Source organism: Streptomyces sp. NPDC054794, from assembly GCF_053611585.1.
Map to the genome: position 1 here is coordinate 95360 of NZ_JBSHAQ010000026.1, position 25782 is coordinate 121141.

The 25782-nt window shown below is 71.2% G+C and carries 19 protein-coding genes and 1 pseudogene; 12 read left to right on the plus strand and 8 right to left on the minus strand.

What is annotated here, in order from left to right:
* Positions 1 to 12 precede the first annotated feature (12 nt).
* From ACWGKT_RS26365 to ACWGKT_RS26390, 6 genes are all read left to right on the plus strand, one after another.
* On the plus strand, positions 13 to 1950 hold the full coding sequence (locus ACWGKT_RS26365; protein WP_453275647.1) for a glycosyl hydrolase family 28 protein: 1938 nt from the start codon (positions 13 to 15) through the stop codon (positions 1948 to 1950).
* On the plus strand, positions 1947 to 4127 hold the full coding sequence (locus ACWGKT_RS26370) for a discoidin domain-containing protein (protein WP_453275648.1): 2181 nt from the start codon (positions 1947 to 1949) through the stop codon (positions 4125 to 4127). The genes ACWGKT_RS26365 and ACWGKT_RS26370 overlap by 4 nt, the downstream gene beginning before the upstream one ends.
* A complete protein-coding gene (locus ACWGKT_RS26375; protein WP_356158503.1) occupies positions 4124 to 5863 on the plus strand; it encodes a carbohydrate-binding protein in 1740 nt (579 codons plus the stop codon). Before ACWGKT_RS26370 ends, ACWGKT_RS26375 begins: the two co-directional genes overlap by 4 nt.
* Before the next feature lie 130 nt (positions 5864 to 5993).
* On the plus strand, positions 5994 to 7400 hold the full coding sequence (locus ACWGKT_RS26380; RefSeq protein WP_453275649.1) for a carbohydrate-binding protein: 1407 nt from the start codon (positions 5994 to 5996) through the stop codon (positions 7398 to 7400).
* Positions 7401 to 7419: 19 nt separating this feature from the next.
* Positions 7420 to 9060, plus strand: a complete 1641-nt coding sequence (locus tag ACWGKT_RS26385; protein WP_453275650.1) for a glycosyl hydrolase family 8 — start codon at positions 7420 to 7422, stop codon at positions 9058 to 9060.
* A gap of 56 nt (positions 9061 to 9116) precedes the next feature.
* Entirely contained in the window at positions 9117 to 11555 is a 2439-nt protein-coding gene (locus ACWGKT_RS26390) for a PQQ-dependent sugar dehydrogenase (protein ID WP_453275651.1), read from the plus strand.
* 6 nt (positions 11556 to 11561) lie between these two features.
* On the opposite strand, the gene ACWGKT_RS26395 is transcribed toward ACWGKT_RS26390, so the two are convergent.
* A complete protein-coding gene (locus tag ACWGKT_RS26395; protein WP_453275652.1) occupies positions 11562 to 13388 on the minus strand; it encodes an AMP-dependent synthetase/ligase in 1827 nt (608 codons plus the stop codon).
* A 303-nt stretch (positions 13389 to 13691) separates the two neighbouring features.
* The gene (locus ACWGKT_RS26400; RefSeq protein ID WP_356151925.1) at positions 13692 to 14561 is read right to left on the minus strand and encodes a LysR substrate-binding domain-containing protein; all 870 of its coding nucleotides are present in this window, start codon (positions 14559 to 14561) and stop codon (positions 13692 to 13694) included.
* A gap of 160 nt (positions 14562 to 14721) precedes the next feature.
* Between ACWGKT_RS26400 and ACWGKT_RS26405 the strand changes: the two genes are divergently transcribed.
* Positions 14722 to 15735 carry a bile acid:sodium symporter family protein gene (locus tag ACWGKT_RS26405; protein ID WP_453275677.1) on the plus strand — a complete coding sequence of 338 codons (1014 nt, stop codon included), beginning with the start codon at positions 14722 to 14724 and terminating at the stop codon, positions 15733 to 15735.
* On the opposite strand, the gene ACWGKT_RS26410 is transcribed toward ACWGKT_RS26405, so the two are convergent.
* The 3 genes from ACWGKT_RS26410 to ACWGKT_RS26420 all read right to left on the minus strand — a co-directional run bounded on the left by ACWGKT_RS26410 (position 15668) and on the right by ACWGKT_RS26420 (position 20074).
* Entirely contained in the window at positions 15668 to 16903 is a 1236-nt protein-coding gene (locus tag ACWGKT_RS26410) for a DUF4185 domain-containing protein (RefSeq protein WP_453275653.1), read from the minus strand. The genes ACWGKT_RS26405 and ACWGKT_RS26410 overlap by 68 nt on opposite strands.
* A 195-nt stretch (positions 16904 to 17098) precedes the next feature.
* Positions 17099 to 19030, minus strand: a complete 1932-nt coding sequence (locus ACWGKT_RS26415; RefSeq protein WP_453275654.1) for an exo-alpha-sialidase — start codon at positions 19028 to 19030, stop codon at positions 17099 to 17101.
* A 126-nt stretch (positions 19031 to 19156) separates the two neighbouring features.
* The gene (locus ACWGKT_RS26420) at positions 19157 to 20074 is read right to left on the minus strand and encodes a quinone oxidoreductase family protein (RefSeq protein WP_453275655.1); all 918 of its coding nucleotides are present in this window, start codon (positions 20072 to 20074) and stop codon (positions 19157 to 19159) included.
* 83 nt (positions 20075 to 20157) lie between these two features.
* On the opposite strand from ACWGKT_RS26420, the gene ACWGKT_RS26425 reads away from it, so the two are divergent.
* The 3 genes from ACWGKT_RS26425 to ACWGKT_RS26435 are packed head-to-tail and all read left to right on the plus strand — an operon-like array spanning position 20158 to position 21602.
* The gene (locus tag ACWGKT_RS26425; protein WP_453275656.1) at positions 20158 to 20595 is read left to right on the plus strand and encodes a MarR family winged helix-turn-helix transcriptional regulator; all 438 of its coding nucleotides are present in this window, start codon (positions 20158 to 20160) and stop codon (positions 20593 to 20595) included.
* A gap of 19 nt (positions 20596 to 20614) precedes the next feature.
* Positions 20615 to 21142 (plus strand): isochorismatase family protein, encoded by a 528-nt coding sequence (locus ACWGKT_RS26430; protein WP_356151935.1) that lies wholly within the window; start codon positions 20615 to 20617, stop codon positions 21140 to 21142.
* A gap of 46 nt (positions 21143 to 21188) precedes the next feature.
* Positions 21189 to 21602: a LysR substrate-binding domain-containing protein gene (locus ACWGKT_RS26435; protein ID WP_453275657.1), complete on the plus strand. Its 414-nt coding sequence runs from the start codon at positions 21189 to 21191 to the stop codon at positions 21600 to 21602.
* Positions 21603 to 21630: 28 nt separating this feature from the next.
* Here the strand turns inward: ACWGKT_RS26435 and fdhD are convergent, their stop codons facing one another.
* Complete coding sequence (fdhD, locus tag ACWGKT_RS26440; protein ID WP_453275658.1) at positions 21631 to 22479, minus strand: formate dehydrogenase accessory sulfurtransferase FdhD; 849 nt, start codon at positions 22477 to 22479, stop codon at positions 21631 to 21633.
* Positions 22480 to 22486: 7 nt separating this feature from the next.
* Positions 22487 to 22630, minus strand: a pseudogene (locus tag ACWGKT_RS26445) (2Fe-2S iron-sulfur cluster-binding protein); the annotation flags it as partial.
* Between the two features lie 168 nt (positions 22631 to 22798).
* Between ACWGKT_RS26445 and ACWGKT_RS26450 the strand changes: the two are divergent.
* Together ACWGKT_RS26450 and ACWGKT_RS26455 are read left to right on the plus strand one after the other, a co-directional pair.
* A complete protein-coding gene (locus tag ACWGKT_RS26450; protein ID WP_453275659.1) occupies positions 22799 to 23746 on the plus strand; it encodes a beta-ketoacyl-ACP synthase III in 948 nt (315 codons plus the stop codon).
* Between the two features lie 126 nt (positions 23747 to 23872).
* Positions 23873 to 24550, plus strand: a complete 678-nt coding sequence (locus ACWGKT_RS26455) for a GntR family transcriptional regulator (protein ID WP_453275660.1) — start codon at positions 23873 to 23875, stop codon at positions 24548 to 24550.
* Positions 24551 to 24562: 12 nt separating this feature from the next.
* Here the strand turns inward: ACWGKT_RS26455 and ACWGKT_RS26460 are convergent, their stop codons facing one another.
* Entirely contained in the window at positions 24563 to 25711 is a 1149-nt protein-coding gene (locus ACWGKT_RS26460) for a low temperature requirement protein A (protein ID WP_453275661.1), read from the minus strand.
* Between the last annotated feature and the right edge of the window lie 71 nt (positions 25712 to 25782).

The window sequence follows — 25782 nt, forward strand, 5'->3', positions numbered from 1 at the left end:
GAAGAAGGTCCGATGACACCCCCACGCGCCCCGCGCCGAGCCCTCTTACTCGCGTTCCTCGGCTTCCTCGTCGCGCTCGGCCTGTCCCACCCTCCGGCCGTGGCCGCCCCCGCGTCCCCCGCCGCCGCCTCCCCCGTCCACTCGACCGCGGCCGTCTACGACATCCGCTCCTACGGCGCCAAGGGCGACGGCTCGGCCAACGACACGCCCGCCGTGCAGAAGGCCGTCGACGCGGCGAGCGCCGCCGGCGGCGGAACCGTGCTGGTGCCCGCGCCGGGCACCTACAAGTCCAAGAACACGATCCACATGAAGAGCCGTGTGACGCTCCAGGTCGACAAGGGCGCCACCCTCCAGGGCTCCGACGCGGACACCTACGACCCGCCCGAGTCCAACCCGAACGACAAGTACCAGGACTACGGCCACAGCCACTTCCACAACGCGATGATCTACGGGGACCGGCTGACCGACATCGCCTTCACCGGCGGCGGCGTCATCGACGGCGGCGGCAGCCTGATCACCGGCAACCCGAAGTCCGGCGAGGCCGACAAGATCATCTCGCTGACCCGGTGCGACGGACTGAGCCTGGGCGACGGCCTGACCCTGCGTCGCGGCGGCCACTTCGCCGCCCTCGTCAACGGCTGCGCGAACGTCACCTCCGACCACCTGACCATCGACACCGCGAGCGACCGGGACGGCTGGAACATCATCAGCACCACGAACGTCACCGTCACAGGCGCCCACATCAAGGCGAACGACGACGCGCTGGTCTTCAAGAGCGACTACGCCCTGGGTGCCAAGCTCCCCAACGGCCATGTGCGGGTGAGCGACTCCTATCTGTCGGCGGTGTGCTGCAACGCCCTGATGTTCGGCTCGGAGACCTGCGGCGACTTCACGGACTACCAGTTCGCGCGGATCAGGATCGAGGGGTCGAACAAGTCGGGACTCGGCATGGTGTCGATGGACGGCGCGAAGATCTCCGACGTCCACTACCGCGACATCACCATGACCGACGTCCACGCGCCGATCACGCAGAAGATCGGCACCCGTAAACGCTGCGGCAACAACCCGGGCGTCGGCTCCATCAGCGACATCACCTACGACAACATCACCGCGACCGGATCCAGCCCCTCGTTCAGCCCGACGCTGTGGGGCGAGGCGGGTGCGCACCGGATCAGGAACGTCACCTTCACCCACGTCGACCTCACCGTGCCCGGCGGCAGCGGCACCATGGGCACCGGCGTGCCGAGCAACGACCCGAACAACTACAACCCCAACAGTATCGGCACCCGCCCGGCCTACGGCTGGTACCTGCACGACGCGGACGGCATCGTCTTCACGGACAGCTCCGTGCGCCTCGCCGCCGACGACGGCCGGCCCGCGGTCATCGCCAACTCCGCGAGCTCGGTGAAGTTCACCCGGTTCACCGCCCAGCGCGGTGGCAACGCGCCCTACGACATGGGCTTCCAGACGGTGACCGGCTACTGCGTGGCCGACAGCCACACCACCTCCGGAGGCGCGCTGCGGACGTCCGGCACCGGGTCCACGAGCGACTGCGGGGCCCCGGGCACGCGCTACGAGGCCGAGAACGCCGCCTCCTCGGCCGGCAGCACCGTGGACACCGACCACCCGGGTTACTCCGGCACCGGCTTTGTCAACACACCCAACGCCAGCGGCAGTTACGTCGAGTGGACGGCCGACACCGCGAGCGCCGGGACCCGGACGGTCTCCCTCGGCTACACCAACGGCAGCACCGCCGACCGCCCGATGGACATCGCCGTGAACGGCACGGTCGTCGCCGCGCACGTCTCCTTCCCGCCCACCGGCGACTGGACCGCCTGGCGCACCGTCGACGTCACCGTCCCGCTGACCGCCGGCGCCAACACGATCCGGACCACGGCCACCGCCTCGGGCGGCTGCCCCAACCTCGACTACCTGGACGTACCGGCATGAGCACACGCGGACGCACGATCCCGGCGCTGTTCGCGGCGGTGGGGCTGCTCCTGGCGGCCCTGCTGCTGCCGTCCCCGGCCCGGGCCGACCTGCAGAACCCGCGCCAGGACTTCCTGCGCGCCGCCACCGGCGGCCTCTTCCTGCACTGGGGCGAGCGCACCGCCCCGCAGCACACCAGCTGCGCCGCCTGGGAGAACGACGTGACCAGCGGCGGCTGGACCCCCGAGTACTGGGTGAACGAGGCGCAGAAGCTGCACACCCAGTACCTGGTCCTGGCCACCTTCCACAGCCGCCTCGGCTACGCCCGCCCCTGGCCCTCGGCCATTCCGGGCAGCTGCGCCACCCGGCGCGACTTCCTCGGCGAGCTGGTCACCGCGGCCAGGGCGAAGGGCCTGAAGGTCATCCTCTACATGACCGACGACCCGCAGTGGCACGACGAGGGCGGCCACGAGTGGCTCGACTCGGCCGCGTACTCCGCCTACAAGGGCCACTCCGTCGACCTGACGACCCGCGACGGCTTCGGCGAGTACTCCTACGACCTCTTCTTCGAGGTCATGAACCGCTACCCGGACCTCGGCGGCTTCTGGATCGACAACGACAACGCGTACTGGGAGAGCCACGACCTCTACGCGCAGATCTACCGGAAGCGCCCCCACTACACGATCAGCAACAACAATGAAGACACGTCGATCATGGACATGATCAGCAACGAGCAGAAGACGGGGATGACACCGGGGTACGACTACCCCCAGGCGGTCTACACGGCCCAACCCCGGCTCACCGAGGCCGACTTCAAGCTGCCCTCCACCGGAGCCTGGTGGTACGACGGTTCGAACCCGACCGTGGACCGGATGCTCACCCTCGGCCGCCTGATCACCAACGCGGGTTCCTCCGTGAAGGCGCTGATGGCGGAGACGGCGATGGTCAACGGGAGATTTCCGGCCAACCAGGAGGCCTTCAACAACTTCGCCAATGGCTATCTGACCCCGATCTGGGAGTCGCTGCACGGCGTCGAGGGCGGCGGCTACATGTACGGCGGACTCAAGCCCGGCTTCTGGAACGACGGCGCCCACGGCGTGACGACCATCGCCAAGGACGATCCCGACCGCCAGTACATCCACGTCCTGACCCCGCCCAGCACCGGCACCCTGCGGGTCCGGGACAACGGCTACCGGATCGCCTCCGTCACCAACCTCCGTACCGGAGCGCCCGTTTCGTGGTCCCAGTCCGGCGGCGTGCTCACGCTGACGGGGCTGGGCGGCTGGGACCCGTACGACACCGTCTTCAAGGTCGGCACGGCCGGGCGCCAGGGCCTGCTGCCCGCCTCCTCCTACACGATGACCGCGAGCGCCTCGGCGAGCGGACACGGCGCCCCGGCCGCAGCCGACGGGAACTACCTCACCTACTGGGACAGCGACAAGACCCTCCCGGTCACCCTGACCTTCGACCTGGGCTCGGCCAGGCGCGTGCAGTACCTCGGGCTCAACCAGCGCGAGGACTCGGTCGCCTACGCCCGTTCCGACACCGAGCAGTCCGCCCGGATCAAGGACTACAAGGTGTTCCTGAGCGACGACGGCTCCAGCTGGGGGAGCGCGGTCAAGTCCGGTCAGCTGGCAGGCCGGCGCGGCATGCAGGGCATCGACCTGCCCGCGACGAGCGCCCGCTACGTACGGCTGGAGGTCGACAGCACCTGGGCGGCCTCGACCGACACCACCCGCGCCAAGCGGCTGCGTGTCGACGAGGCCTGGATCGCGGCGTCGTACGCCACCCCGGCCACCGGGACACCGCCCCAGCGCCACGAGGCGGAGGACGCCGTGTACTCGGCGGGCGGGACCGTCGACACCGACCACACCGGATACTCCGGGACGGGCTTCGTCAACACGGCCAACGCGGCGGGCGCGTACGTGGAATGGACCGTCACGGCCTCCGGCGACGGCACCGCGCGACTCACCCTCCGGCACGCCAACGGCACGACCACGGACCGCCCGATGGACCTCAGCGTCGACGGCAAGGTGATCGCCGCCGCCAAGTCCTTCCCGCCGACCGGAGGTTGGGACAGCTGGGCCGATGTCACGGCCGATGTTCCGCTCACCGCCGGCACCCACACCGTCCGTGCCACGGCGACCACCGCCGCCGGCGCCCCCAACCTGGACTACCTGGAGGTGAGCGGGCCATGAGACCGACACGACGGAGCGGCCGCGCGCTGATCGCCGCCGTGCTGGGCGCGCTGTTGGCGAGCGTGCTCCCGTTGCTCGCCGCACCGCCCGCCGCCGCGTCCGGCAACGGACTCTCCCTGCGGCCCGCGATGGGCTGGAGCAGCTGGAGTTTCGTGCGCCGCCGGCCGACCGAGGACAAGATCAAGTCCCAGGCCGACGCCCTGGCCGCCAGTGGTCTGGCCGGACACGGCTTCGTGTACGTCAACCTCGACGACTTCTGGCAGAAGTGCGACTCCGACGGATTCGTCGTCGACTCCTACGGCCGCTGGGCCGTCGACACCGCCAAGTTCCCCTCCGGCATCAAGGCGTTGGCCGACTACGTGCACGCCAAGGGCCTGAAGTTCGGCTTCTACGTCACCCCGGGCATCGCCAAGAACGCCGTCCTGAAGAACACACCCGTCGAGGGCACCTCGTACCACGCGGCGGACATCGCGGACACGTCCACCCTGGAGAAGAACTACAACTGCAAGAACATGTACTACCTCGACTACTCCAAGCCCGGCGCCCAGGAGTTCGTCGACTCCTGGGCCGGGCAGTTCGCCTCATGGGGAGTCGACCACCTCAAGATCGACGGGGTGGGCAGCGCCGACGTCCCCGACGTCCAGGCCTGGGCGAAGGCCCTGCGGGCCACCGGCCGCCCGATCACCTACGCCCTGTCCAACAACCTCCCCGTCGCGAACGCCACGACCTGGCGCTCGCTCGCCAACAGCTGGCGCACCCAGGGCGACGTCGAGTGCTACTGCGGTCCCGGACCGAACGGCAGCGGCTATCCGTTGACCGACTGGAAGCACGTCTTTGCGCGCTTCACCTCGGCCGCCACCTGGCAGCAGTACGCCGGACCCGGTGGCTGGAACGACCTCGACTCCCTGGAGATCGGCAACGGCGACCAGGTCGGACTCACCGCCGACCAGCGGCGTTCCCACTTCACCCTGTGGGCGATGGCCGGCGCGCCCCTGCTGCTCGGCACCGACCTCACCCACCTCGACCCGGTCGACACGGCGATGCTCACCAACGACCGGATCCTCGCCGTCGACCAGGACGGATACGCGGCCAGGCGGATCGTCTCCAGCGGCGTCGACCAGGTGTGGAGCAAGCGCGAGGACTCCGGCGACCACGTCGTGGCGCTCTTCAACACCGGTACCTCCGGCAGCTCGACGGTGAGTGTCACCTGGTCGCAGCTCGGCTTCACGGGCTCCGGCGAGGTCACCGACCTGTGGTCGGGGGCGCACCAGGGCGCCGTCGCCGACTCCTACAGCGCCACGCTGCGGCCGGGGGAGACGCGGCTGATCCGGGTGACTCCGCTCGGCGCGACGACCGTACGGCACCAGGCGGAGGGCGCCGGCACCTCGGCGGGCTCGACCGTCGACACCGACCACCTCGGCTACACCGGCACCGGCTTCGTCAACACGGCCAACGCGGCGGGCGCGTACGTCGAGTGGACGGTGAACTCGGCGAGCGCGCGGAGCGCGTCGGTGAACCTCCGGTACGCCAACGGCGCCTCGACCGGCCGCCCGATGGACGTCAGCGTCAACGGAAGGGTCGTCTCGGCGAACCGCGCCTTCGATGCGACCGGTTCCTGGGACACCTGGGCCTCGTCGACCCTCACCGTGCCGCTGGTGGCCGGCCCGAACACCGTCCGGGTGACGGCGGCGACGGCGAACGGCGCGCCCAACATCGATTCCCTCGACGTGAGTTGAAGGCGCCTCACTCCACACCCCGATCACGTCCTCCCCGTTGTGCTGTCGGCGGGGAGGCACGACCTTGAGTGTTAGGAACCCTTCCTAACACTCAGCCTCCCTCCCCACCCCACTCCTGGAGGTCGACCCCGTGCACGTCCTCGCACCCGCACGCCGCCCCCGTCCCGGCGTGATCCTCGCCGCCCTCTGCGGCCTGCTGCTGTCCCTGCTCTTCGCCGTCTCCCCACCGTCCCGCGCCGCCGGAACCGGAGCCGCGGTCACCGACTACCAGGCCGAGAGCGCGACGCTCTCGCAGGGCACGGTGGCGACGAACCACATGGGCTTCACCGGTTCCGGGTTCGTCGACTACACCAACGTCGCCGGTTCGTACGTGGAGTTCACGGTGGACGCGGTCGTGTCCGGTCAAACAGCGCTCAGCTTCCGGTACGCCAACGGGACGACCGCCGACCGGCCGATGGACATCTCCGTGAACGGCAGTGTCGTCGCCTCCGGTGTGTCCTTCCCGCCCACCGCGAACTGGGACACCTGGGCGACGAAGACGGTCAGCGTCACGCTGAACGCGGGCAGCGACAAGGTCCGCGCCACCGCGACCGCGGCCACCGGCGGCCCCAACCTCGACCGGCTCACCGTCGACGGCTCGACCGGCACAGGACCCGGCATGGCGGTGGCGCCCTACGAGTACTTCGGCTGGGGCAGCCCGCCGAACCCCACCGCCGTGATGTCCGCGACCGGCGTGAAGTGGTTCACCCTCGCCTTCGTCCTCTCCGACGGCGGCTGCAACCCGGCCTGGGACGGCTCGCGCCCGCTGACCGGCGGCGACGACCAGGCGAAGATCAACTCCATCCGCTCGGCCGGCGGTGACGTGATCGTGTCCTTCGGCGGCTGGAGCGGCGCCAAGCTCGGCGAGAAGTGCTCCAGCGCGTCCGCCCTCGCCGGGGCCTACCAGAAGGTGATCAACGCCTACGGCCTGAAGGTCATCGACATCGACATCGAGAACACCGAGTGGTCGAGCGCCACGGTCCGCCAGCGCGTCGTCGACGCCCTGAAGACCGTCAAGGCCAACAACCCCGGCCTCAAGACCATCGTCACCTTCGGCACCACCACCAGCGGCCCCGACTCCACCGGCGTCGACATGATCAACCGGGCCGCGAACTCGGGGCTGGCCAACGACATCTGGTGCATCATGCCGTTCGACTTCGGCGGCGGCGTCGGCAACATGGGCACCCTGACCACGCAGGCCATGGAAGGACTCAAGGCCCGGGTCAAGTCGGCCTACGGGTACAGCGACTCCGTCACCTACGCGCACATCGGACTGTCGTCGATGAACGGCAAGACCGACGACGCCGGCGAACTGGTCCGTCTCACCGACTTCCGGACGATGCTCGCCTACGCCCAGCAGCACCACATCGCCCGCCTGACCTACTGGTCCGTCAACCGCGACCGGGCCTGCGGCTCCGGCACCGACGCCGACTCCTGCAGCGGCGTGTCGCAGCAGCCGTACGACTTCCTCAAGGTCTTCGCCCAGTACACGGGCTGAGAAGGGACACGCAGCGATCATGAGATTCCCCAGATACGGACGCGCCCTCGCCCCCTGCGCCGCGCTGGCGCTCGCGCTCCCGCTGCTCGGCCTGAACGCGGGCACGGCCTCGGCCGCGACCGACCTCCAGGCGGAGGACGCCACCCTCTCGCAGGGCACGGTCGCGACGAACCACACGGGCTTCACCGGTTCCGGGTTCGTCGACTACACCAACGTCGCCGGTTCGTACGTGGAGTTCACGGTGGACGCGGTCGTGTCCGGTCAAACAGCGCTCAGCTTCCGGTACGCCAACGGGACGACCGCCGACCGGCCGATGGACATCTCCGTGAACGGCAGTGTCGTCGCCTCCGGTGTGTCCTTCCCGCCCACCGCGAACTGGGACACCTGGGCAACCAAGACGGTCAGCGTCACGCTGAACGCGGGCAGCGACAAGGTCCGCGCCACCGCGACCGCGGCCACCGGCGGCCCCAACCTCGACCGGCTCACCGTCGACGGCTCGACCGGCACGGGACCCGCCGTGCCCTTCGGCAGCCATCAATTTCCCTATGCGGCGGGGACGTTGAAACCCAGCGGTGACCAGTCGGCCCTCGACCGGGCGGTGATCGCCAAGTACACCGCGTGGAAGTCCGCCTTCGTCAAGCAGAACTGCGGCAACGGCTGGTACGAGGTCATCTCGCCCGACGCCGACCACCCCTACGTCGCCGAGGGACAGGGCTACGGCATGGTCGTCACCGCGCTGATGGCCGGCGCCGACCCCGACGCGAAGAAGATCTTCGACGGCATGGTCAAGTACATGCTGGCCCACCCGTCCGTGCACAACTCCGACCTGCTCGCCGCCGAACAGGACTCCTCCTGCCGGAGCGTGGACGGCTCGGACTCGGCGACCGACGGCGACCTCGACGTCGCGTACGGCCTGCTGCTCGCCGACAAGCAGTGGGGGAGCGCGGGCACGTACGACTACAAGAACCTCGCCGTCCGCCACATCAACGCCATCAAGGCGAACGAGGTCAACCCGAGCACGCATCTGATGAAGCTCGGCGACTGGAGCTCCTCCGGCGACCAGTACTACTACATCAGCCGGTCCTCGGACTGGACGGTCGACCACTTCCGCGCCTTCCGGCGGGCCACCGGCGACAGCGCCTGGGACACCGTCCGCACCGCGCACCAGAACCTGATCACCTCACAGCAGACCAAGTACGCCGCCGGCACCGGCCTGTTGGCGGACTTCGTGGTCAACACCAACACCACCCCGAAGCCCGCGAGCGGCCAGGTCCTGGAGAGCCCCAACGACGGCGACTACGGCTGGAACGCCTGCCGTGACCCCTGGCGCATCGGCGCCGACGCCGTCACCAGCGGCGACACCGCCTCCCTCGCCTCCGCCCGCAAGCTCACCTCCTGGATCAAGACGAAGACCGGCGGCAACCCGAACAACATCGTCACCGGCTACCACCTGAACGGCTCGACTTTCGACAGCGGGCACGACATGGCGTTCACCGCGCCGTTCGCCGTCGCCGCGCTCACCGACCCCGGCTCCCAGGCCTGGCTCGACGCCCTGTGGACCAAGCTCACGGGCACCGCGATCAACTCCTCGCTCTACTACGGCGGCAGCGTCCAGCTCCAGTCGATGATCGTCGCGTCCGGGAACTACTGGGTCCCCTGATGTCCCCCACACCCACCCCCACACCCACCCCCACACCCGCTCTGACGGAGGTTCGGATGAGCAGCAGGAAACCCTGGCCGAGAAGGCTCGCCACCGGCACCGTCGCGCTGCTGTGCGCCGGCCTGATCCAGGCCGTGCCGCAGACCGCGACGGCGGCCCCCACCCGGTACGAGGCCGAGAGCGCCGCCTACACCGCCGGCTCCACCGTGGACAGCAACTACGCCGGCTACTCCGGCACAGGCTTCGTCAACACCCCTAACACGGTGGGCAGTTACCTCGAATTCACGGTCAACGCGCCGAGCGCGGGCACCGCGACCCTCGCCCTGCGCTACGGCAACGGCACCACCGCGGACCGCCCGGCCGACCTCGCCGTCAACGGCACCGTCGTGAAGGCCGGTCACTCCTTCCCGTCGACCACCACCTGGGACGCGTGGACCACCACGAGCACGACCGTCCCCGTCACCGCCGGAACCAACAGGATCCGGCTGACCGCGACCGCTGCCGGCGGACTCGCCAACATCGACTACGCCGAACTCGAGTCCGTCACCGCCGCCACGGACTACCAGGCCGAGGACGCCACGATCGCGCAGGGCACGGTGGCCACGAACCACACCGGCTACACCGGCAGCGGCTTCGTCGACTACACCAACGTCACCGGCTCCTCCGTGGAGTTCACCGTCGGCGCGGCGAGCGCGGGCAGCGCCTCCCTCGCGCTCCGGTACGCCAACGGCACCACCGCCGACCGGCCGATGGACATCTCCGTCAACGGCACCGTCGTCGCCTCCGGCGTCTCCTTCCCGCCCACCACGAACTGGGACACCTGGGCCACGAAGACCGTCAACGCGAACCTGACGGCGGGCAGCAACAAGATCCGCGCCACCGCCACCACCGCGGGCGGCGGCCCCAACCTCGACCGGCTGACCGTCGGCGCGGCGGCCGACACCCAGGCGCCGAGCCGCCCCGGCCGGCCCAGCTGTTCCGCGATCACCGAGAACGGCCTGACCCTCGCCTGGGGCGCCTCGACCGACAACGTCGGCGTGACGGCGTACGACCTCTACGAGCACGGCAACAAGATCGGTGAGACGGCGGGCGACGCCACCTCCAAGGACCTCACCGGGCTGAGCCCCGACACCACCTACAACCTGACCGTCATCGCCCGCGACGCGGCCGGCAACGCCTCCCCGGCCAGCCCCGTCGTCGACTGCACCACCAAGCCCAGCACCGACACCACCCCGCCGACCACGCCGGGCACCCTCACGGCCGCCGACGTCACGGCGAACAGCGTCGACCTGAGCTGGGGCGCGTCCACGGACGACCGGGCGGTCACCGCGTACGACGTGCGCAGCGGCACCACCGTCTACAAGACCGTCACCAGCGGCACGTCGACCACCCTCACCGGGCTCGCCTGCGACAGCCCCTACGCGCTGACCGTCGTCGCCCGCGACGCGGCGGGCAACGTCTCCCAGCCGAGCAACACGGTGAACTTCACGACGAAGGCCTGCGCCACGGACGGCGGTGTCCCGTCCTCCATCGCCACGCTCTCCACCGGCTGGACCATCCCCTGGGGCACCTACTGGATGCCCGACGGGCAGTCCGCGCTGATCACCGAGCGGGACGACTTCCGCGTCTGGAAGATCACCAAGAGCGGCACCAGGACCCAGGTCGGCACCGTGCCCAACGCCGTCACCACCAACGGCGAGGGCGGCCTGCTCGGCGTCGCCGTCGACCCCAAGTGGGACACCGACCACTACGTCTACTTCATGCACACGGCGTCCGAGGGCAACCGGGTCGTCCGCATGACCTACAACGGCACCTCGCTCACCGACTACAAGGTCCTGCTCCAGGGCATCAAGAAGAACCGCTACCACAACGGCGGCCGCCTCGCCTTCGGCCCCGACGGCTATCTGTACGTCTCCACCGGCGAGGCCCAGACGCCCGACCTGGCGCAGGACAAGAACTCCCTCAACGGCAAGATCCTGCGCATGACGACGGACGGCAAGGCGGCCCCCGGCAACCCGTTCGGCAACTACGTCTACAGCTACGGCCACCGCAATCCGCAGGGCCTCGCCTTCGACCGCAGCGGACGGCTGTGGGAGGCGGAGTTCGGCAACAGCTCCAAGGACGAGCTCAACCTCATCAAGCCCGGCGCCAACTACGGCTGGCCGACCTGCGAGGGCAACTGCAGCGTCTTGGGCATGACCAACCCCAAGGCCACCTGGAACGTCTCCGAGGCCTCGCCCAGCGGGATCGCCATCGTCCGCAACGTCGTCTACATGGCGTCCTTGCGCGGCGAACGCCTGTGGCGCATCCCGATCAACGGTGACAACGAGAGCGTCGGCACACCGACCGCGTACTACGTCGGCACCTACGGCCGGCTGCGGACGGTCACCAAGGTGCCGGGCGCCGACCAGCTGTGGCTGTCGACCACCAACTGCGACAACAACGGAGGTGCGGCGGACGGATCCGACAAGATCTTCCGCGTGAGCATCAGCTGACGCGCGTCAGGCCCGGTACAGGGCCTCCACCTCGTTGGCGTAGGCGTTCTCGATCGCCTTGCGCTTCAGCTTCAGCGACGGGGTGAGCAGACCGTGTTCCTCGGTGAACGGCTGGGCCAGTATCCGGAACGTGCGAATCGACTCGGCCTGCGAGACGAGGGTGTTGGCGGCGACCACCGCGCGCCGCACCTCCGTCTCCAGGTCGGGGTCGCGCACCAGCTCGACCGGGGACAGCTGTGGCTTGTTGCGCATGTGCAGCCAGTGCTCCACGGCCTCGGTGTCCAGCGTGACCAGGGCGGCGATGTACGGGCGGTCGTTGCCGACCACGATGCACTGGTTGACCAGCGGATGGTCGCGGACCCGCTCCTCCAGCACCCCGGGCGAGACGCTCTTGCCGCCGGAGGTCACCAGGATCTCCTTCTTGCGGCCGGTGATGGTGAGGTAGCCGTCCTCGTCGAGGTTGCCGATGTCCCCGGTGGCCAGCCAGCCGTCGTGCAGGGTCGCGTCGGTGGCCTTCTGGTTGTTGAGGTAGCCCTGGAAGACATGGCCGCCGTGCAGCCAGATCTCCCCGTCGTCCGCGATGTGCACCGTCGTGCCCGGGACGGCCTGCCCGACCGTGCCGTAGCGGGTGCGCTCGGGCGGGTTGGCGGTGGCGGCCGCGGTCGACTCGGTGAGGCCGTAGCCCTCGTAGATCTGCACGCCGGCGCCCGCGAAGAACAGGCCGAGGCGGCGGTCCATCGCCGAACCACCGGACATCGCGTTGCGGATCCGGCCGCCCATCGCCGCGCGCACCTTCGAGTAGACCAGCTTCTCGAAGAGCTGGTGCTGCATGCGCAGACCCGCCGAGGGCCCCGGCCCGGTGCCCCAGGCCTTGGCCTCCACTGCCTCCGCGTACTTCACCGCGATGTCGACGGCCTTCTCGAACGGCCCGGCCTTGCCCTCCTTCTCGGCCTTGCGACGGGACGCGTTGAACACCTTCTCGAAGATGTACGGCACCGCGAGGATGAAGGTCGGCCGGAAGGCCGCCAGGTCGGGCAGCAGGGCGGCGGCGTTCAGCTGCGGCTGGTGCCCGAAGCGGACCCCGCCGCGGATCGCGGCCACCTCGACCATGCGGCCGAAGACGTGCGCCAGCGGCAGGAACAGCAGCGTCGACGCCTCGTCGCCCTTCTTGGAGTGGAACACCGGCTCCCAGCGGCCGATCATCGTGTCCGCCTCGAACATGAAGTTTCCGTGCGACAGGACACAGCCCTTGGGGCGGCCCGTGGTGCCCGAGGTGTAGATGATCGTGGCGATGGAGTCGGGGGTCACCGCCTGCCGGTGCCGGTGCACCGTCTCGTCGTCGAGGTGCGCACCGGCGTCGTACAGCTCTTGCACCGCGCCCGAGTCCAGCTGCCACAGCTGGCGCAGCTGGGGCAGCCGGTCGATGACGGTGGCGATCGTCATCGCGTGGTCCTCGTGCTCCACGATCGCGGCCGTGCACTCGGCGTCGTACAGCATCCAGAAGCACTGCTCGGCGGACGAGGTGGGATAGACCGGCACCACCTGGGCACCGATCGTCCACAGCGCGAAGTCGAACAGGGTCCACTCGTAGCGGGTACGGGACATGATGGCGACCCGGTCGCCGAAGCGGACACCGCGTGCCAGCAGGCCCTTGGCCAGGGCGAGGACCTCGTCCCGGAACTCGGCGGAGGTCACGTCGCGCCACTCGCCGAACTCGTCCTTACGGCCCAGCGCGACGTGGAGGGGGTCCTTCAGGGCATGGTCGAACACGACGTCGGCCAGGCCGCCCACCGGCGGCGCCGACGCCAACGGAGGGTTGGTGAACTCGCGCAAACCCCGCTCCCGCTCGTCGCTCCTCAGTGGCGCCCCCGGTCAGCGCCGTGAAAGCTACCCCACCGGAGGTCAGTACGGGAGGGGGTGCGAAATCGAGCAATCCTCACGTATAGTCCGGCCGCCGCCTGGAAAATGCGCTCACATACGGAAGGGTCGGACAGAATGCTTACGGTTCAGTAAGTTTCGCGGCCGTAATCTCCACTGAATCTGTACGACCCGATTACCCCGGTACGAGGCCGCCCGCCGACGGATTCCGCCCGGTCAGCCGCCGTGCGTGGTCGCCTTCCTCGGCGCGGCTGTCGGCTATCCGCCGCGCCGCCCCAGTCGCTCCCCGCCGGCCAGGATCGCCGCGGCCAGGGCGTCGGCCGGTGCCTGGGGCGAGGCCGGGCGCCGTCCGTGCACCAGCACGAAGTCGACCGTGCCCAGCTCCGGCAGCCCCGCCCGCTCCGGCACCCGGAACAGCCCGGGCGGGATCAGCTTGCGGGAGTGCGCCATCACACCCAGCCCGGCCCGGGCCGCCGCGATCAGGCCGTTGAGGCTGCCGCTCGTGCACACGACGCGCCACTGCCGGCCCTGCCGCTCCAGCGCCTCCAGGGCCAGGGCACGGGTGATGCCCGGCGGCGGGTAGACGATCAGCGGCACGGGACGGTCGGGGTCCAGGCGGAGCCGCTCCGCGCCGATCCACACCAGTTCGTCGTGCCAGACCGGCTCGCCGAGCGGATCCTCCGGGCGCCGCTTGGCCAGCACCAGGTCCAGCTTCCCGGCCGCCAGCTGCGCGTGCAGGGTGCCGGACAGCTCGACGGTCAGCTCCAGGTCGACCTCGGGGTGGTCGTACCGGAAGCCCTCCAGGATCTCCGGCAGCCGGGTCAGCACGAAGTCCTCCGACGCCCCGAAGCGCAGCCGGCCGCGCACCCTGGTGCCCGTGAAGAACGCCGACGCCTGCTCGTGCACCTCCAGGATCCGGCGCGCGAAACCGAGCATCGCCTCACCGTCCTCGGTCAGCTCCACCGAGTGGGTGTCGCGGGAGAACAGCTGACGCCCGGTCGCGTCCTCCAGGCGGCGCACGTGCTGGCTGACGGTGGACTGACGCAGGCCGAGCCGCCGCGCCGCCTGTGTGAAGCTCAGCGTCCGGGCGACCGCCAGGAACGTGCGCAGGTGAGATGGGTCGTACACACCGGCAGGTTATCGCGGAACGCGATGACAGTCAGAGTGGTGTGCGGGATTCCCGATCGGCAGGGTGAGGAGGACGATGGAGGAGGGCCCCGCGGCCCCGCACCCTCACCTGACGTACAGCAAGTGGAGCACCGTGAAACGCCTGCGCCGGCCGAGTCGGATGCCGATCGACCCGTACATCCTGCTGCTGCTCGGGACCGTGGGCCTCGCGGCGCTCTTCCCGGCCCGGGGCACCGCGGCCGACGTGGCCTCCGGCGCCTCCACGGCCGCGATCGCGTTCCTCTTCTTCCTCTACGGCGTCCGTCTGTCCACCCGGGAGGCGCTGGACGGACTGCGCCACTGGCGGCTCCACGTCACCGTTCTGGCCTGCACCTTCGTCGTCTTCCCGGTGCTCGGTCTGGCCGCCCGCGGGCTCGTGCCCGTCCTGCTGACCCACCCGCTCTACCAGGGGCTGCTGTTCCTCACCCTGGTGCCGTCGACGATCCAGTCGTCGATCGCGTTCACCTCGATCGCCCGCGGCAACGTGCCCGCCGCGATCTGCGCCGGCTCCTTCTCCTCGCTCGTCGGCATCGTCCTCACCCCGTTGCTCGCGGCCCTGCTGCTCGGCGGCGACGGGGCCGGCTTCTCCACCGACTCACTGGTCAAGATCGTGCTGCAGCTGCTGGTGCCGTTCCTCGCCGGACAGCTGCTGCGCCCCTGGATCGGCGGCTTCGTCACCCGGCACAAGAAGGTCCTCGGTCTCGTCGACCGCGCCTCGATCCTGCTTGTCGTCTACACCGCCTTCAGCGAGGGCATGGTCCAGGGCATCTGGCACCAGGTCAGCCCCGCCCGGCTCGCCGGACTGCTCGCCGTCGAGGCCGCGGTGCTGGCCGTGATGCTCGTGCTGACCTGGTACGGCGCCAAGGCGCTGCGCTTCGGCCGGGAGGACCGGATCGCCATCCAGTTCGCCGGCTCCAAGAAGTCCCTGGCCTCCGGGCTGCCGATGGCGAGCGTCCTGTTCGGCGCGCACGCCTCCCTGGCCGTGCTGCCGCTGATGCTCTTCCACCAGATGCAGCTGATGGTGTGCGCGGTCATCGCCAAGCGCCGGGCCCGCGACCCGCGGGAGGTCACGCCGCCGGCCGCGCCGGACGCAGGGTCACGAACCGCGGTCGGTAGCGGTCCACGTTCCCGCTGAGCCCCGCCGAGGCGGTCGTCGTCTCCAGCCAGTTCACGTCGTAGCTGAGCACCAGCCGTCCCCCGGCCGTGCCCAGGGCGGGATGCGCCTGCGGGTTGTACGCGGCCACCTGTCCGCCCGGCAGCGGCGGCGCGAAGCCCCTGCCCGGGCCGTGCCAGGGTCCGGTGGGGGAGCAGGCCCAGTACGAGGTGATCGTGGTCAGGCCCCGGGTGCCGGCCGCCATCGTGAACAGGACGTACGTCCGCCCGTCCCGGACCACCGAGAACGCGCTGCCCACCCCGGTGCGCCGCCCGCCCCCCAGCACCGGCCGCGCACGGGCGGCGGCCGCCCACCCCGAGCCGTCCCAGTAACGCCAGGCCGCCGGCTCGGCCAGCCGGCCCTCGGGCACCCGCGCGAGGTACGCCGACGCGGTCCGGCCCGCGGTCGCCTGCCCGTCGTCGCCACCGAAGACGTACGTCCAGCCGCCCCGCGCGAGAAGCGTCGTGCCGAACAGGACGCGCCGCGTCGGGTCCGGGACGGGCTGCTGGTCGAGGACCCGCACCACCGACTCGACGCGCAGGTCGGGCAGCGACAGCGTGGCGACCTCGGTGGCGGTGGGCAGGCCGTAGATCCACGGGTACGGTCCCGCGGTCCGCACCCACAGCAGCACCCGGACGACCCGCTCGGCGGAGCCGGGGGAGCGGGGCTCGACACGGGCGGCGACCGGCCAGCGCCACTGCTGCGGGGCCGGGTCGGGAAAGAGCGGGGCGGGCAGCGTGGCCGCGAGGCGGCCCCGGTCCATCACGACCGCGGAGTTGCGCACCAGCGGCGCCGAGCCGTCGCGCCAGGGGTGCGGCTCGCCCGAGGGGCCGGGCGGGCCGTGCACCTGGCCCAGGTAGGTGTCGGAGAACAGCCACAGCAGCCGGCCGTCGGGCAGCCGCACCGAGTGGGTCCCGTCGCCGCCGGTCCAGTCGTCGGCGCGGGCCGGGTCGTCGCCGTAGCGGGCGAACTCGCCGGTGAGGGCGCCGTCGTAGGCCCAGGAGGCGATGGTGCGGGGCGGGCAGGCGGCGCCGTCCTCCCGGCGGTGGTCCGCCGGGAGGGCGCTGAGCAGGACGGCCGCCAGGACCAGGGTCAGCAGCAGGCCGACCCCGGTCGCCGTCCGCCGGTGTGCTCGGGCGTCGTCGGGCACGCCCGGGACCTCAGGGGGTGTCGTTCGGATCATGCCGGCGTCGCGGGGTGTGGCACGCACTCCCCCAAGCTCTTCGAGCAGGGGGGACCCCCAGCCGCGTTGTCGTCACTCGCCGATGCTCCGCATCGACTCCCTCCTCCGCCTTGCAGCTGCACGCACCACACCCCGCTCGACTTGGCTGCAAGACACCGCTTCTCACAGCCGGCCCGATCCAAACGACACCCCCTGGAGGCCGCCGCTCACCCGGTCCATGGGCAGCCACAGCACGGTGTCCCCGATCTTCGCGGTCGACCGGAACGTCTTCGGGTCGGCCAGTTCGGCGTCGGTCAGCGCGCGGTCCCAGACGCGGACGTCGTCGACGGCGCCGGTGAAGAAGGCCCGGCTGTCCATGCGCTGGCCGATGTGGACTCCGAAGGGGGAGTTGCGGCTGACGGATCCGGCCACGTCGGCGGCGGCGAACGGGGTGCCGTCGACGGCGAGCAGGAACTGTCCGCCGCCGCGCCGCACGACCGCGTGGTGCCACTGGCCGTCGTTGTAGGCGCCGGTGGTGGTGAAGACCGACGCCGTGCGGACGGTCGAGCGGCCGTCGCGCACGGTCATCAGGGCCCGCACCCGGTTGCTGTCGGGTTCGCCGCGCAGCCACACCTGCGGCTGGGTGGAGCCGATGCCGCCCATCCACAGCAGCGGCTGCTCCCCGCTCGTCGCGGAGTACCGGAACCACACGGACGCGGTGAAGTCCTTCGTGCCGAGCGGGAGCCGGTCGCTGTACGGCAGGCGCACCGCGTCGTCGACCCCGTCGAACTCCAGGGCGCCCCCGAACACGCCGTCCGTCTCCTCGGTGCCGCCGAGCACGGCCGCGCGCGGGGCGTGCGGGGCGAGGTCGCGGGTGGTGGGGTCGGGGCCCCGGCGCGGCCGGAGCCAGTCCTCGGTGAAGCGGGCGAAGCGGATCTCGTCGCGCGCGTCGACCGCGCCGCCCTCGTACATCAGCCCCACGGTGTCGTGGTCGACGCGCACCATGTCGGAGTAGCCGGACCAGTCGGTCGTGACGACCGTCCCCCGGTCCACGCTGTCCCAGGTGCGTCCGCCGTCGTAGGAGGAGCGGACCGTCATCGTCCGCCGGCGGTCGGGGTCGGCGGGGCAGGACAGCAGGATCCGGTCGCCCAGGCGCAGCGACGAGCCCTGGACCTGCGGGGTGTACAGGTCGGGGAGGTTCCGGAAGGGGGTGGCGAAGCTGTCGCCGCCGTCGCGGCTGACCGTCTGGGTGCGGTGGCCGAGGTCGGTGCCGTCCTGTTCCCGGCCGCTGACCAGGATCGACCCGTCGGCGCGCTCGGTGAGGGTCAGCTCGGACGGCTTCTGCCGGAAGGTGCCGTCGTCCGCGATCGGCCAGCTGTCGGTGGCCCCGATCCGCCAGTGGTCGCCGCCGTCGTCGCTCACGATGAGCGCCGCGTGGTTGGCGGAGATCCGAGTGCCGTCCCAGGTCTCGGTGTTGACGCCGAAGACCAGCCGGCCGGCGTCCTTGCCGCGGGTGAGCTGAAGGCCGTGCACGGGGCCGGTCGCGTACCAGGAGTTCCAGTTCGCGGGCAGGATCTCCGGGCTCAGATCGCGCGGCTGGGACCAGGTCAGGCCGTCGTCGTCGCTGTACTGCAGATGCGGGGTGCGGTCGCAGGGGACCGAGCAGCTCGCGCCGTCCGTACGGCCCGTGTTGTACGTCTCCGCGAGCAGGATCCGGCCGGTCTCGCGGTCCACGATCGGCGCGGGGTTGCCGTGGGTGTCGCCCGCGCCCTCGTTGACCACGCTCAACGGGCTCCAGGTACGGCCGTCGTCGGTGGAGCGCTTCACCACGATGTCGATGTCGGCCGCGTCACCACAGTTGAGGACCCGGCCCTCGGCGAACGCCAGGAGCGTGCCGTCGACGGTCTTCACGATCGCGGGGATGCGGAAGCAGGCGTAGCCGGGGTCCTGGGAAGCCTTGAAGAGGATCTGCTGCTCGAAACCGGGGGTGTCGGCGGTGGCGGAGGTGCCGGTGGCCGGCTGGGCGTGCGCCGGGTGCGGCAGGACAAGCAGAGCGGCCGCCGTGAACACGGCGGCCAGTGTGGTTCTCAGTCGTGCGCGGACTCCTGACGGCATGGTGCGACCTGCCCTTCATGCGTCCTGACATCTGGACATCCCACGTCCAACCTGCGCTTCTCAGACGTTAGTTGGGCCCCGGTCGGCTCACAAGAAGCGTGCAGCCACTTCAGGTTTTCCGCGCCGTCAGGGGCGCAGCACCACCTTGCCGAGGTTGCTCCGCGACGCGATCGCCTCGTGCGCCGCGGCCGCGTCCGCCAGCGCGAACTCCCCGTGCACGGCGGGCCTCAGCCGCCCGTCGGCGAACAGCCGCCACAGCTCGCGACGCCACCGCTCGTACAGCTCGGGCCGCTCCTGGGCGACGAGCCTCATCTGGAACCCGATGACCGACTTGGCGCCGACCAGCAGGTCGTACGCCTGGATCGTGCCGCCGCCCGAGCTGTAGGCCACCAGCCGGCCGCCGGGGGCCAGGGCGGCGACGGCCGGGGTGAGCAGGTGGCCGCCGACCGCGTCCAGGGCGTAGTCGGCGGGCGGTCCCCAGCTGTCGTCGCCGTACAGGGCGACGTCGTCGGCGCCCAGCGAGCGGACGAAGTCCGCCTTGGCCGGGTCGGATACGGCGCCGACCACCCGCCCCGCGCCGCGCACCCGCGCCAGTTGCACGGCGAGGTGTCCGACCCCGCTCGCCGCGGCCGTGACCAGGGCCGTCTCGCCCGGTCCGGGCCGCGCCGCCGTCAGCGCGCCGAGCGCGACCAGCCCGCCGCGGACCAGGGCGACCGCGTCGACCGCGCGGGCGCCGTCGGGTATCGGCGAGGCCATGTCCTCCCGCAGCAGCGCGAAATCGGCGTACCCGTGCCCGAAGCACAGCCCCGTCACCCGGTCGCCGGTGCGGAACCGGGTGACGCCCGGCCCCAGGGCGACCACGTCCCCGGCGAGCTCGCCGCCGAGCGGAACGGGCTCGGCGGCCTCGGTGACCTTGCGGACGATGGGAAGGGTGACGCCGACGGCCTCGCAGCGCACGAGGAGCTCACCGGGGCCGGGCCGGGGGACGGGGACCTCCTCCAGGAACAGTGGGGCGCCGGTGGACTCGTACCGGATGCGACGCATCGCACCTCCGAAAGTCGTTGGGAATCCCAACGGTATCGGGAGGTCGTTGGGAAGTCCAATGACTTCTTCGCTAGGCTGCCGCCATGGCCGAACCACCCCTCCTCGCGATCCGCTCCCTGCCCAGCTGGCTCCTCGGCCGCGCCGCGGCACGCGGCCGCGCCCTGGTGGCCGAGGCGCTCGCCGCCGAGGACCTGAGGATGTGGCACCACGTGGTGCTCTCCGCCGTCCACGACCTCGCTCCCGTCGCCCAGGCGGACCTCGGTCGCGGCATCGGCCTCGACCCCAAGGACCTGGTCGGCATCCTCAATGACCTGCAGGCGGCCGGCCTCGTCCGCCGCGAGCCGGACCCCGGGGACCGCCGCAAGAACGCGGTCTCGCTCACCCCGAAGGGCGAGCGGCTCCTGACGCGCTGCGAGAGGGCCGCCCGCGCGGCCAACGACACGCTGCTCGCCCCGCTGTCGGAGGCCGAACGCGACCAGTTCATGGACCTGTTGATCCGGATTTCCGGTACGGACGGCTGACGAAGGCTAACGTTCCGTCATGACCGCAGCTCTCACACTCGATCCGGCGCGCACGGCCCTCGTCCTCGTCGATCTGATGGACCGCATCGTCGCCCTGCCCCTGGAGCCCCGCAAGGGCACCGAAGTCCTGGTCACCGCCGAGGGGTTGGCGGCCTCCTTCCGTTCGGCCGGGGCACCCGTCGTGCTGATCCGCGTCGAACGGCCCGGCACGGCCGAGCAGCCGCCCGGGAGCGGACTGGTGGCCGGGCTGCTCCGCGCGGGGGACATCGAGATCGTGAAGCGCACGCTGGGCGGCTTCCAGGGCACGGACCTCGACGCCCGGCTGCGCCAACGCGGCATCAACACGCTGGTGTTCGCGGGCATCTCCACCAACCTGGGCGTCGAATCCACCGCCCGCGCCGCCCACGACCTCGGCTACGACCTCGTCTTCGTCGAGGACGCGATGGCCGCCCTCACGGCGGACGAGCACGCCGCGTCCCTGCGCTACGACTTCCCGCGGCTGGGCTCGGTCGTCGCCGCCTCCGGGGTGCGCCTGTCGGCCGGCTGACCGGTCAGACCACACCCCGCCGCCGTCCACGACCACCACCGAACCGGTGCTGTACCCGCCGCGCATCAGATACAGGTACGCCTCCGCCACGTCCTCGGGCTCGCCCACCCGCCCGACGGGCAGCGAGGCGCGGGTGGCGATGCTGCCCGCCGAGCACCGGCTCGCCGGCAAGCAGGAGCTCGCCCTGGCCGACCTGGAGGACGAGCGGTGGCTGCGCTACACCGATCCGCGCCCCGACGACCTGCCGATCCGCACCATCGAGGAGAAGTTCGAGTGTGTGGCGGCGGGCACCGGCATCACCCTCGTACCGACATCGGTCGCCGAGCAGTACTCCCGCCCGGACATCACCTACGTGCCCGTGCATTACGCCGAGCCGGGCCAGGTCCCGCTCGTCTGGGAGAAGGGGCGGCGCTCACCCGTGATCGACGCGTTCGCGCCGATCGCGCAGGAGCGGGGCTGAGGCGGGGCCCCGGCCGGCGGGGAGAGGTTCAGCCCTGGGCGGCCGTGGTCCGCAGGGCGATGCGGTCCTCGCCCGCGTACACGTTCATGGAGCTGCCCCGCAGGAAGCCCACAAGGGTCAGCCCGGTCTCGGCGGCCAGGTCCACCGCCAGCGACGACGGCGCCGACACCGCCGCCAGCACCGGGATGCCCGCCATCACGGCCTTCTGGGCGAGCTCGAAGGAGGCGCGGCCCGAGACCAGCAGGATCGAGCGGGACAGCGGCAGCTCGCCGTTCTGCAGGGCGCGGCCGACCAGCTTGTCGACGGCGTTGTGCCGGCCCACGTCCTCGCGCACGTCGAGCAGCCGGCCGTCCTCACCGAACAGCGCGGCCGCGTGCAGGCCGCCGGTCCGGTCGAACACCCGCTGGGCCGCCCGCAGCCGGTCGGGGAGGCTCGCCAGCAGCTCCGGTTCGATCCGCAGCGGGGGAGTGTCGGCTATCGGCCACCGCGCGGTCGTACGGACCGCGTCGAGACTGGCCTTGCCGCACAGCCCGCAGGACGAGGTGGTGTAGACGTTCCGCTCCAGCGTGATGTCGGGGAGGACGACGTCCGGCGCGGTCCGCACGTCCACCACGTTGTAGGTGTTCGAGCCGTCCACGGTCGCCCCGGCGCAGTAGACGATGTTCAGCAGGTCCGACGCGGCCGCCAGTACGCCCTCGCTCACCAGGAACCCGGCGGCGAGCGCGAAGTCGTCGCCGGGCGTCCGCATGGTGATCGCGAGGGGCTTGCCGTTGAGCCGGATCTCCACGGGCTCCTCGGCGACGAGCGTGTCCGGCCGGGTGGAGACCGCCCCGTCGCGGATACGGATCACTTTGCGTCGTTCCGTGACTCGTCCCATGTCCTGATCAGCCCCGGTTCTGTACGTGCTGGTAGCCGAAACGGCCCTTGATGCGGAGATTGCCGTGGGTCACCGGGTTGTCGTGCGCGGAGGTGACCTTCACGGTCTCATTGTCCTGCACGTGGAGTGCGAGGTCGCAGCCCAGTCCGCAGCTCCAGAGCGACAGCCCGGACACACGGCTGCTCACGCGGTGTCCGAGGGTCTGGCGGAGGCCGACAACGCGGGCGCCCGTTTCCTGTGGCTTCACCTGCCGTCGTACCGGCGAGTCACTGACCAGACTGGTTGATCCCGCTGATCGCAGGCTACGAGGGGATCCCAGATGAACGGCTCGCGCATCGCCGCCGTCGGCCATTACCAGCCCGCCAGGGTGCTCACCAACGAGGACCTGGCGGGCATGGTCGACACCAGTGACGAGTGGATCCGCAGCCGGGTGGGCATCCGGACCCGGCACATCGCCGGGCCCGACGAGCCCGTCGACGAGCTCGCCGCGCACGCCGCCGCCAAGGCCCTCGCCGCGGCGGGTCTGACCCCCGCCGACATCGACCTGGTCCTGGTCGCCACCTCGACGGCGATCGACCGCTCCCCGAACACCGCCGCCCGCGTCGCGGCCCGGCTCGGCGTTCCGCAGCCCGCCGCCATGGACATCAACGTGGTCTGCGCCGGGTTCACGCACGCGCTGGCCACCGCCGACCACACGGTTCGTGCGGGGGCGGCGACCCGTGCGCTGGTCATCGGCGCCGACAAGATGTCCGACGTGACCGACTGGAGCGACCGGACGACCTGCGTCCTCGTCGGCGACGGCGCGGGGGCCGCCGTCGTCGAGGCCTGCGCGCCCGGCGAGCGGCCCGGGATCGGGCCCGTGCTGTGGGGGTCGGTGCCGGAGATGGGCCACGCCGTGCGGATCGAGGGCACGCCGCCGCGGTTCGCCCAGGAGGGGCAGAGCGTCTACCGCTGGGCCACCACGCGGCTGCCGTCCATCGCCCGCAGCGCCTGCGAGAAGGCCGGGATCGCCCCCGAGGGCCTCGCCGCGGTGGTCCTCCACCAGGCCAACCTGCGCATCATCGAACCCCTCGCGCAGAAGCTCGGCGCCGTCAACGCCGTGGTCGCCCGCGATGTCACCGAATCGGGCAACACCTCCGCCGCCAGCATCCCCCTCGCCCTGTCCAAGCTCGTCGAGCGGGGCGAGATCACCGCCGGCGATCCCGTGCTGCTGTTCGGCTTCGGCGGCAACCTGTCGTACGCCGGGCAGGTCGTACGGTGCCCGTGACGAGCCGCCCGGATCCCCTGCGCCGTAGTCTGTGGACGAAGGACAATCGACACCGGCGCTGCGGGGCTGCCCGTGCCCACGAGCGTTCCGTCCGCTGTGCACGGCCCTGCCGAGGAGGGGGACGGCATGTTGTCGACCGGACTGCCGCAGGGGGCGGTGCCCAGGCTCGAACGCCCCGGCCCGCTGCGCGACCGCGTCTACGAGGCGCTGCTCGAACTCATCACCACCCGCGCGCTGCAGCCCGGCCAGCACCTGGTCGAGAGTGAACTCGCCGGCCATCTCGGCGTCTCCCGCCAGCCGGTGCGCGAGGCGCTGCAGCGGCTGAACAGCGAGGGCTGGGTCGATCTGCGCCCCGCGCAGGGCGCGTTCGTGCACCAGCCGACCGAGGACGAGGCCGACCAGCTCCTCACGGTCCGTACGCTCCTGGAGGCCGAGGCGGCCCGGCTGGCCGCCGCGAACGCGGACGCGGCGGGCATCGCGGCCCTCGACGAGATCGTGGCCCAGGGCCTGGCCGCCATCGCCGCGGGCGACGTCACCGGTGCGGTGGCCCTGAACGCCGCCTTCCACGCCAAGATCATGGAGCTGGCCGGGAACACGGTCCTCGCCGAACTCGCCGCCCAGGTGGACCGCCGGGTGCGGTGGTACTACACACCGGTGGCCCGCCTGCGCGGCGGCACGTCCTGGAGCGAACACCGGGACCTGATCGCCGCCATCGCCGACCACGACGAGCACCTGGCCACCCGCCTCATGCGCGAGCACACGGAACACACCCGGCAGTCGTACCACGAGCGCCGGAAGGCTTGAAGGCGTGAGCCGTCAGGCAGGCTCGTGGAGGGCGGGTGACTCCGGCTCCCGGGCCCGCTCGGTCGGGGTGCCCCAGCGGGCCTCGGCGCCGAGCATCGTCATCAACACCGCCACCAGGGCCAGGAGTTCGGCCACCGCGAAGACCCCGGCGCCCAGGAACGCGGTGGCCAGCGCCACCGGTGCGGCCGTCGCGCGAAAGCGCAGCGGCCGCAGTCGCATCGCCGCCCGGAACGCCACGTCCCCGACGAGGAACAGCACGACACCGCCCGCCAGCGCCAGCGCCGGCCCCGTGTGCAGGTGCTCGGTGAGATGCCCGAGGGCCTTCTTCACACCGGCGGCGAGGAACGCGATGCCGAGCAGCATCGGCAGGAACGCGTAGTAGTACGCGTTCATCGCCAGCCGCCACCGGTCCGGCGCCGGGGTCGCACGGAACGAGGCCTCCGCACCCTCCTCGTCGCGCACGAAGTACGTCCACCACAGGGTCACGGCGAGCGCGAGCGCCAGGAACGCGCCGCCGAACAGGCCCGCCGTGAGCGGCAGATCGCCGATGCCCACGCCGATCGAGATCACCGACTCGCCGAGCGCGATGATCAGCAGCAGCCCGTGGCGCTCCACGAAGTGCGCCGGATCCAGGCTGCCCAGCTGGACCCGCATCGCGTCCGGAGAGCGGCCGTCACGGCGGCCGGGGCCGTGCTCGGCCACGTACGGCGTCACGAACTGCAGCACGATCGCCAGCACCCACAGGCCGTCCGCCGCGAGACCGTCGAAGAGGCCCGCCGCCGTCACCGACAGGGCCGCCAGCGCGTTCGAGACGCCGTACCAGATGGAGTCCCAGCCGTGGCTGCGTGTGTACAGCGCCGTGTGGACCACCACGACCAGCAGGAAGCCCAGCCCGAAGACCACGCCCGTGTCGTCGAAGACGCGCGGGATCGCCAGCGCGCACACCAGGAACCCGCCCATGCCGAGCATCAGCAGCAGACGCCGGGACGGCCGGTCGGGCGGTACCTGGTTGGTCAGGTAGGCGTAGGCGCCGTACATCCAGAACAGCACGACGAAGATCAGCGCGACGCGCCCGGCCGTCGCGAACGACAGGTCGGCGGCGAGCAGCACGGTGAGCTGGGTGAGCGTGAAGACGAAGACGAGATCGAAGAAGAGCTCCAACGTCGATACTCTGCGCGCCGGTTGCTCAGGTGCGGTGTTCATTCGGTCCCCCCAAAGCCGATCGTTGTGCT

Bases quoted from the DNA above. Each gene is read 5' to 3' on its own strand.
- ACWGKT_RS26365 (WP_453275647.1), top strand. From the start codon at position 13: ATGACACCCCCACGCGCCCCGCGCCGAGCCCTCTTACTCGCGTTCCTC.
- ACWGKT_RS26370 (WP_453275648.1), top strand. From the start codon at position 1,947: ATGAGCACACGCGGACGCACGATCCCGGCGCTGTTCGCGGCGGTGGGG.
- ACWGKT_RS26375 (WP_356158503.1), top strand. From the start codon at position 4,124: ATGAGACCGACACGACGGAGCGGCCGCGCGCTGATCGCCGCCGTGCTG.
- ACWGKT_RS26385 (WP_453275650.1), top strand. From the start codon at position 7,420: ATGAGATTCCCCAGATACGGACGCGCCCTCGCCCCCTGCGCCGCGCTG.
- ACWGKT_RS26390 (WP_453275651.1), top strand. From the start codon at position 9,117: ATGAGCAGCAGGAAACCCTGGCCGAGAAGGCTCGCCACCGGCACCGTC.
- ACWGKT_RS26405 (WP_453275677.1), top strand. From the start codon at position 14,722: ATGCCGATCGACCCGTACATCCTGCTGCTGCTCGGGACCGTGGGCCTC.
- ACWGKT_RS26415 (WP_453275654.1), bottom strand. From the start codon at position 19,030: ATGCCGTCAGGAGTCCGCGCACGACTGAGAACCACACTGGCCGCCGTG.
- ACWGKT_RS26420 (WP_453275655.1), bottom strand. From the start codon at position 20,074: ATGCGTCGCATCCGGTACGAGTCCACCGGCGCCCCACTGTTCCTGGAG.
- ACWGKT_RS26425 (WP_453275656.1), top strand. From the start codon at position 20,158: ATGGCCGAACCACCCCTCCTCGCGATCCGCTCCCTGCCCAGCTGGCTC.
- ACWGKT_RS26430 (WP_356151935.1), top strand. From the start codon at position 20,615: ATGACCGCAGCTCTCACACTCGATCCGGCGCGCACGGCCCTCGTCCTC.
- fdhD (WP_453275658.1), bottom strand. From the start codon at position 22,479: ATGGGACGAGTCACGGAACGACGCAAAGTGATCCGTATCCGCGACGGG.
- ACWGKT_RS26450 (WP_453275659.1), top strand. From the start codon at position 22,799: ATGAACGGCTCGCGCATCGCCGCCGTCGGCCATTACCAGCCCGCCAGG.
- ACWGKT_RS26455 (WP_453275660.1), top strand. From the start codon at position 23,873: ATGTTGTCGACCGGACTGCCGCAGGGGGCGGTGCCCAGGCTCGAACGC.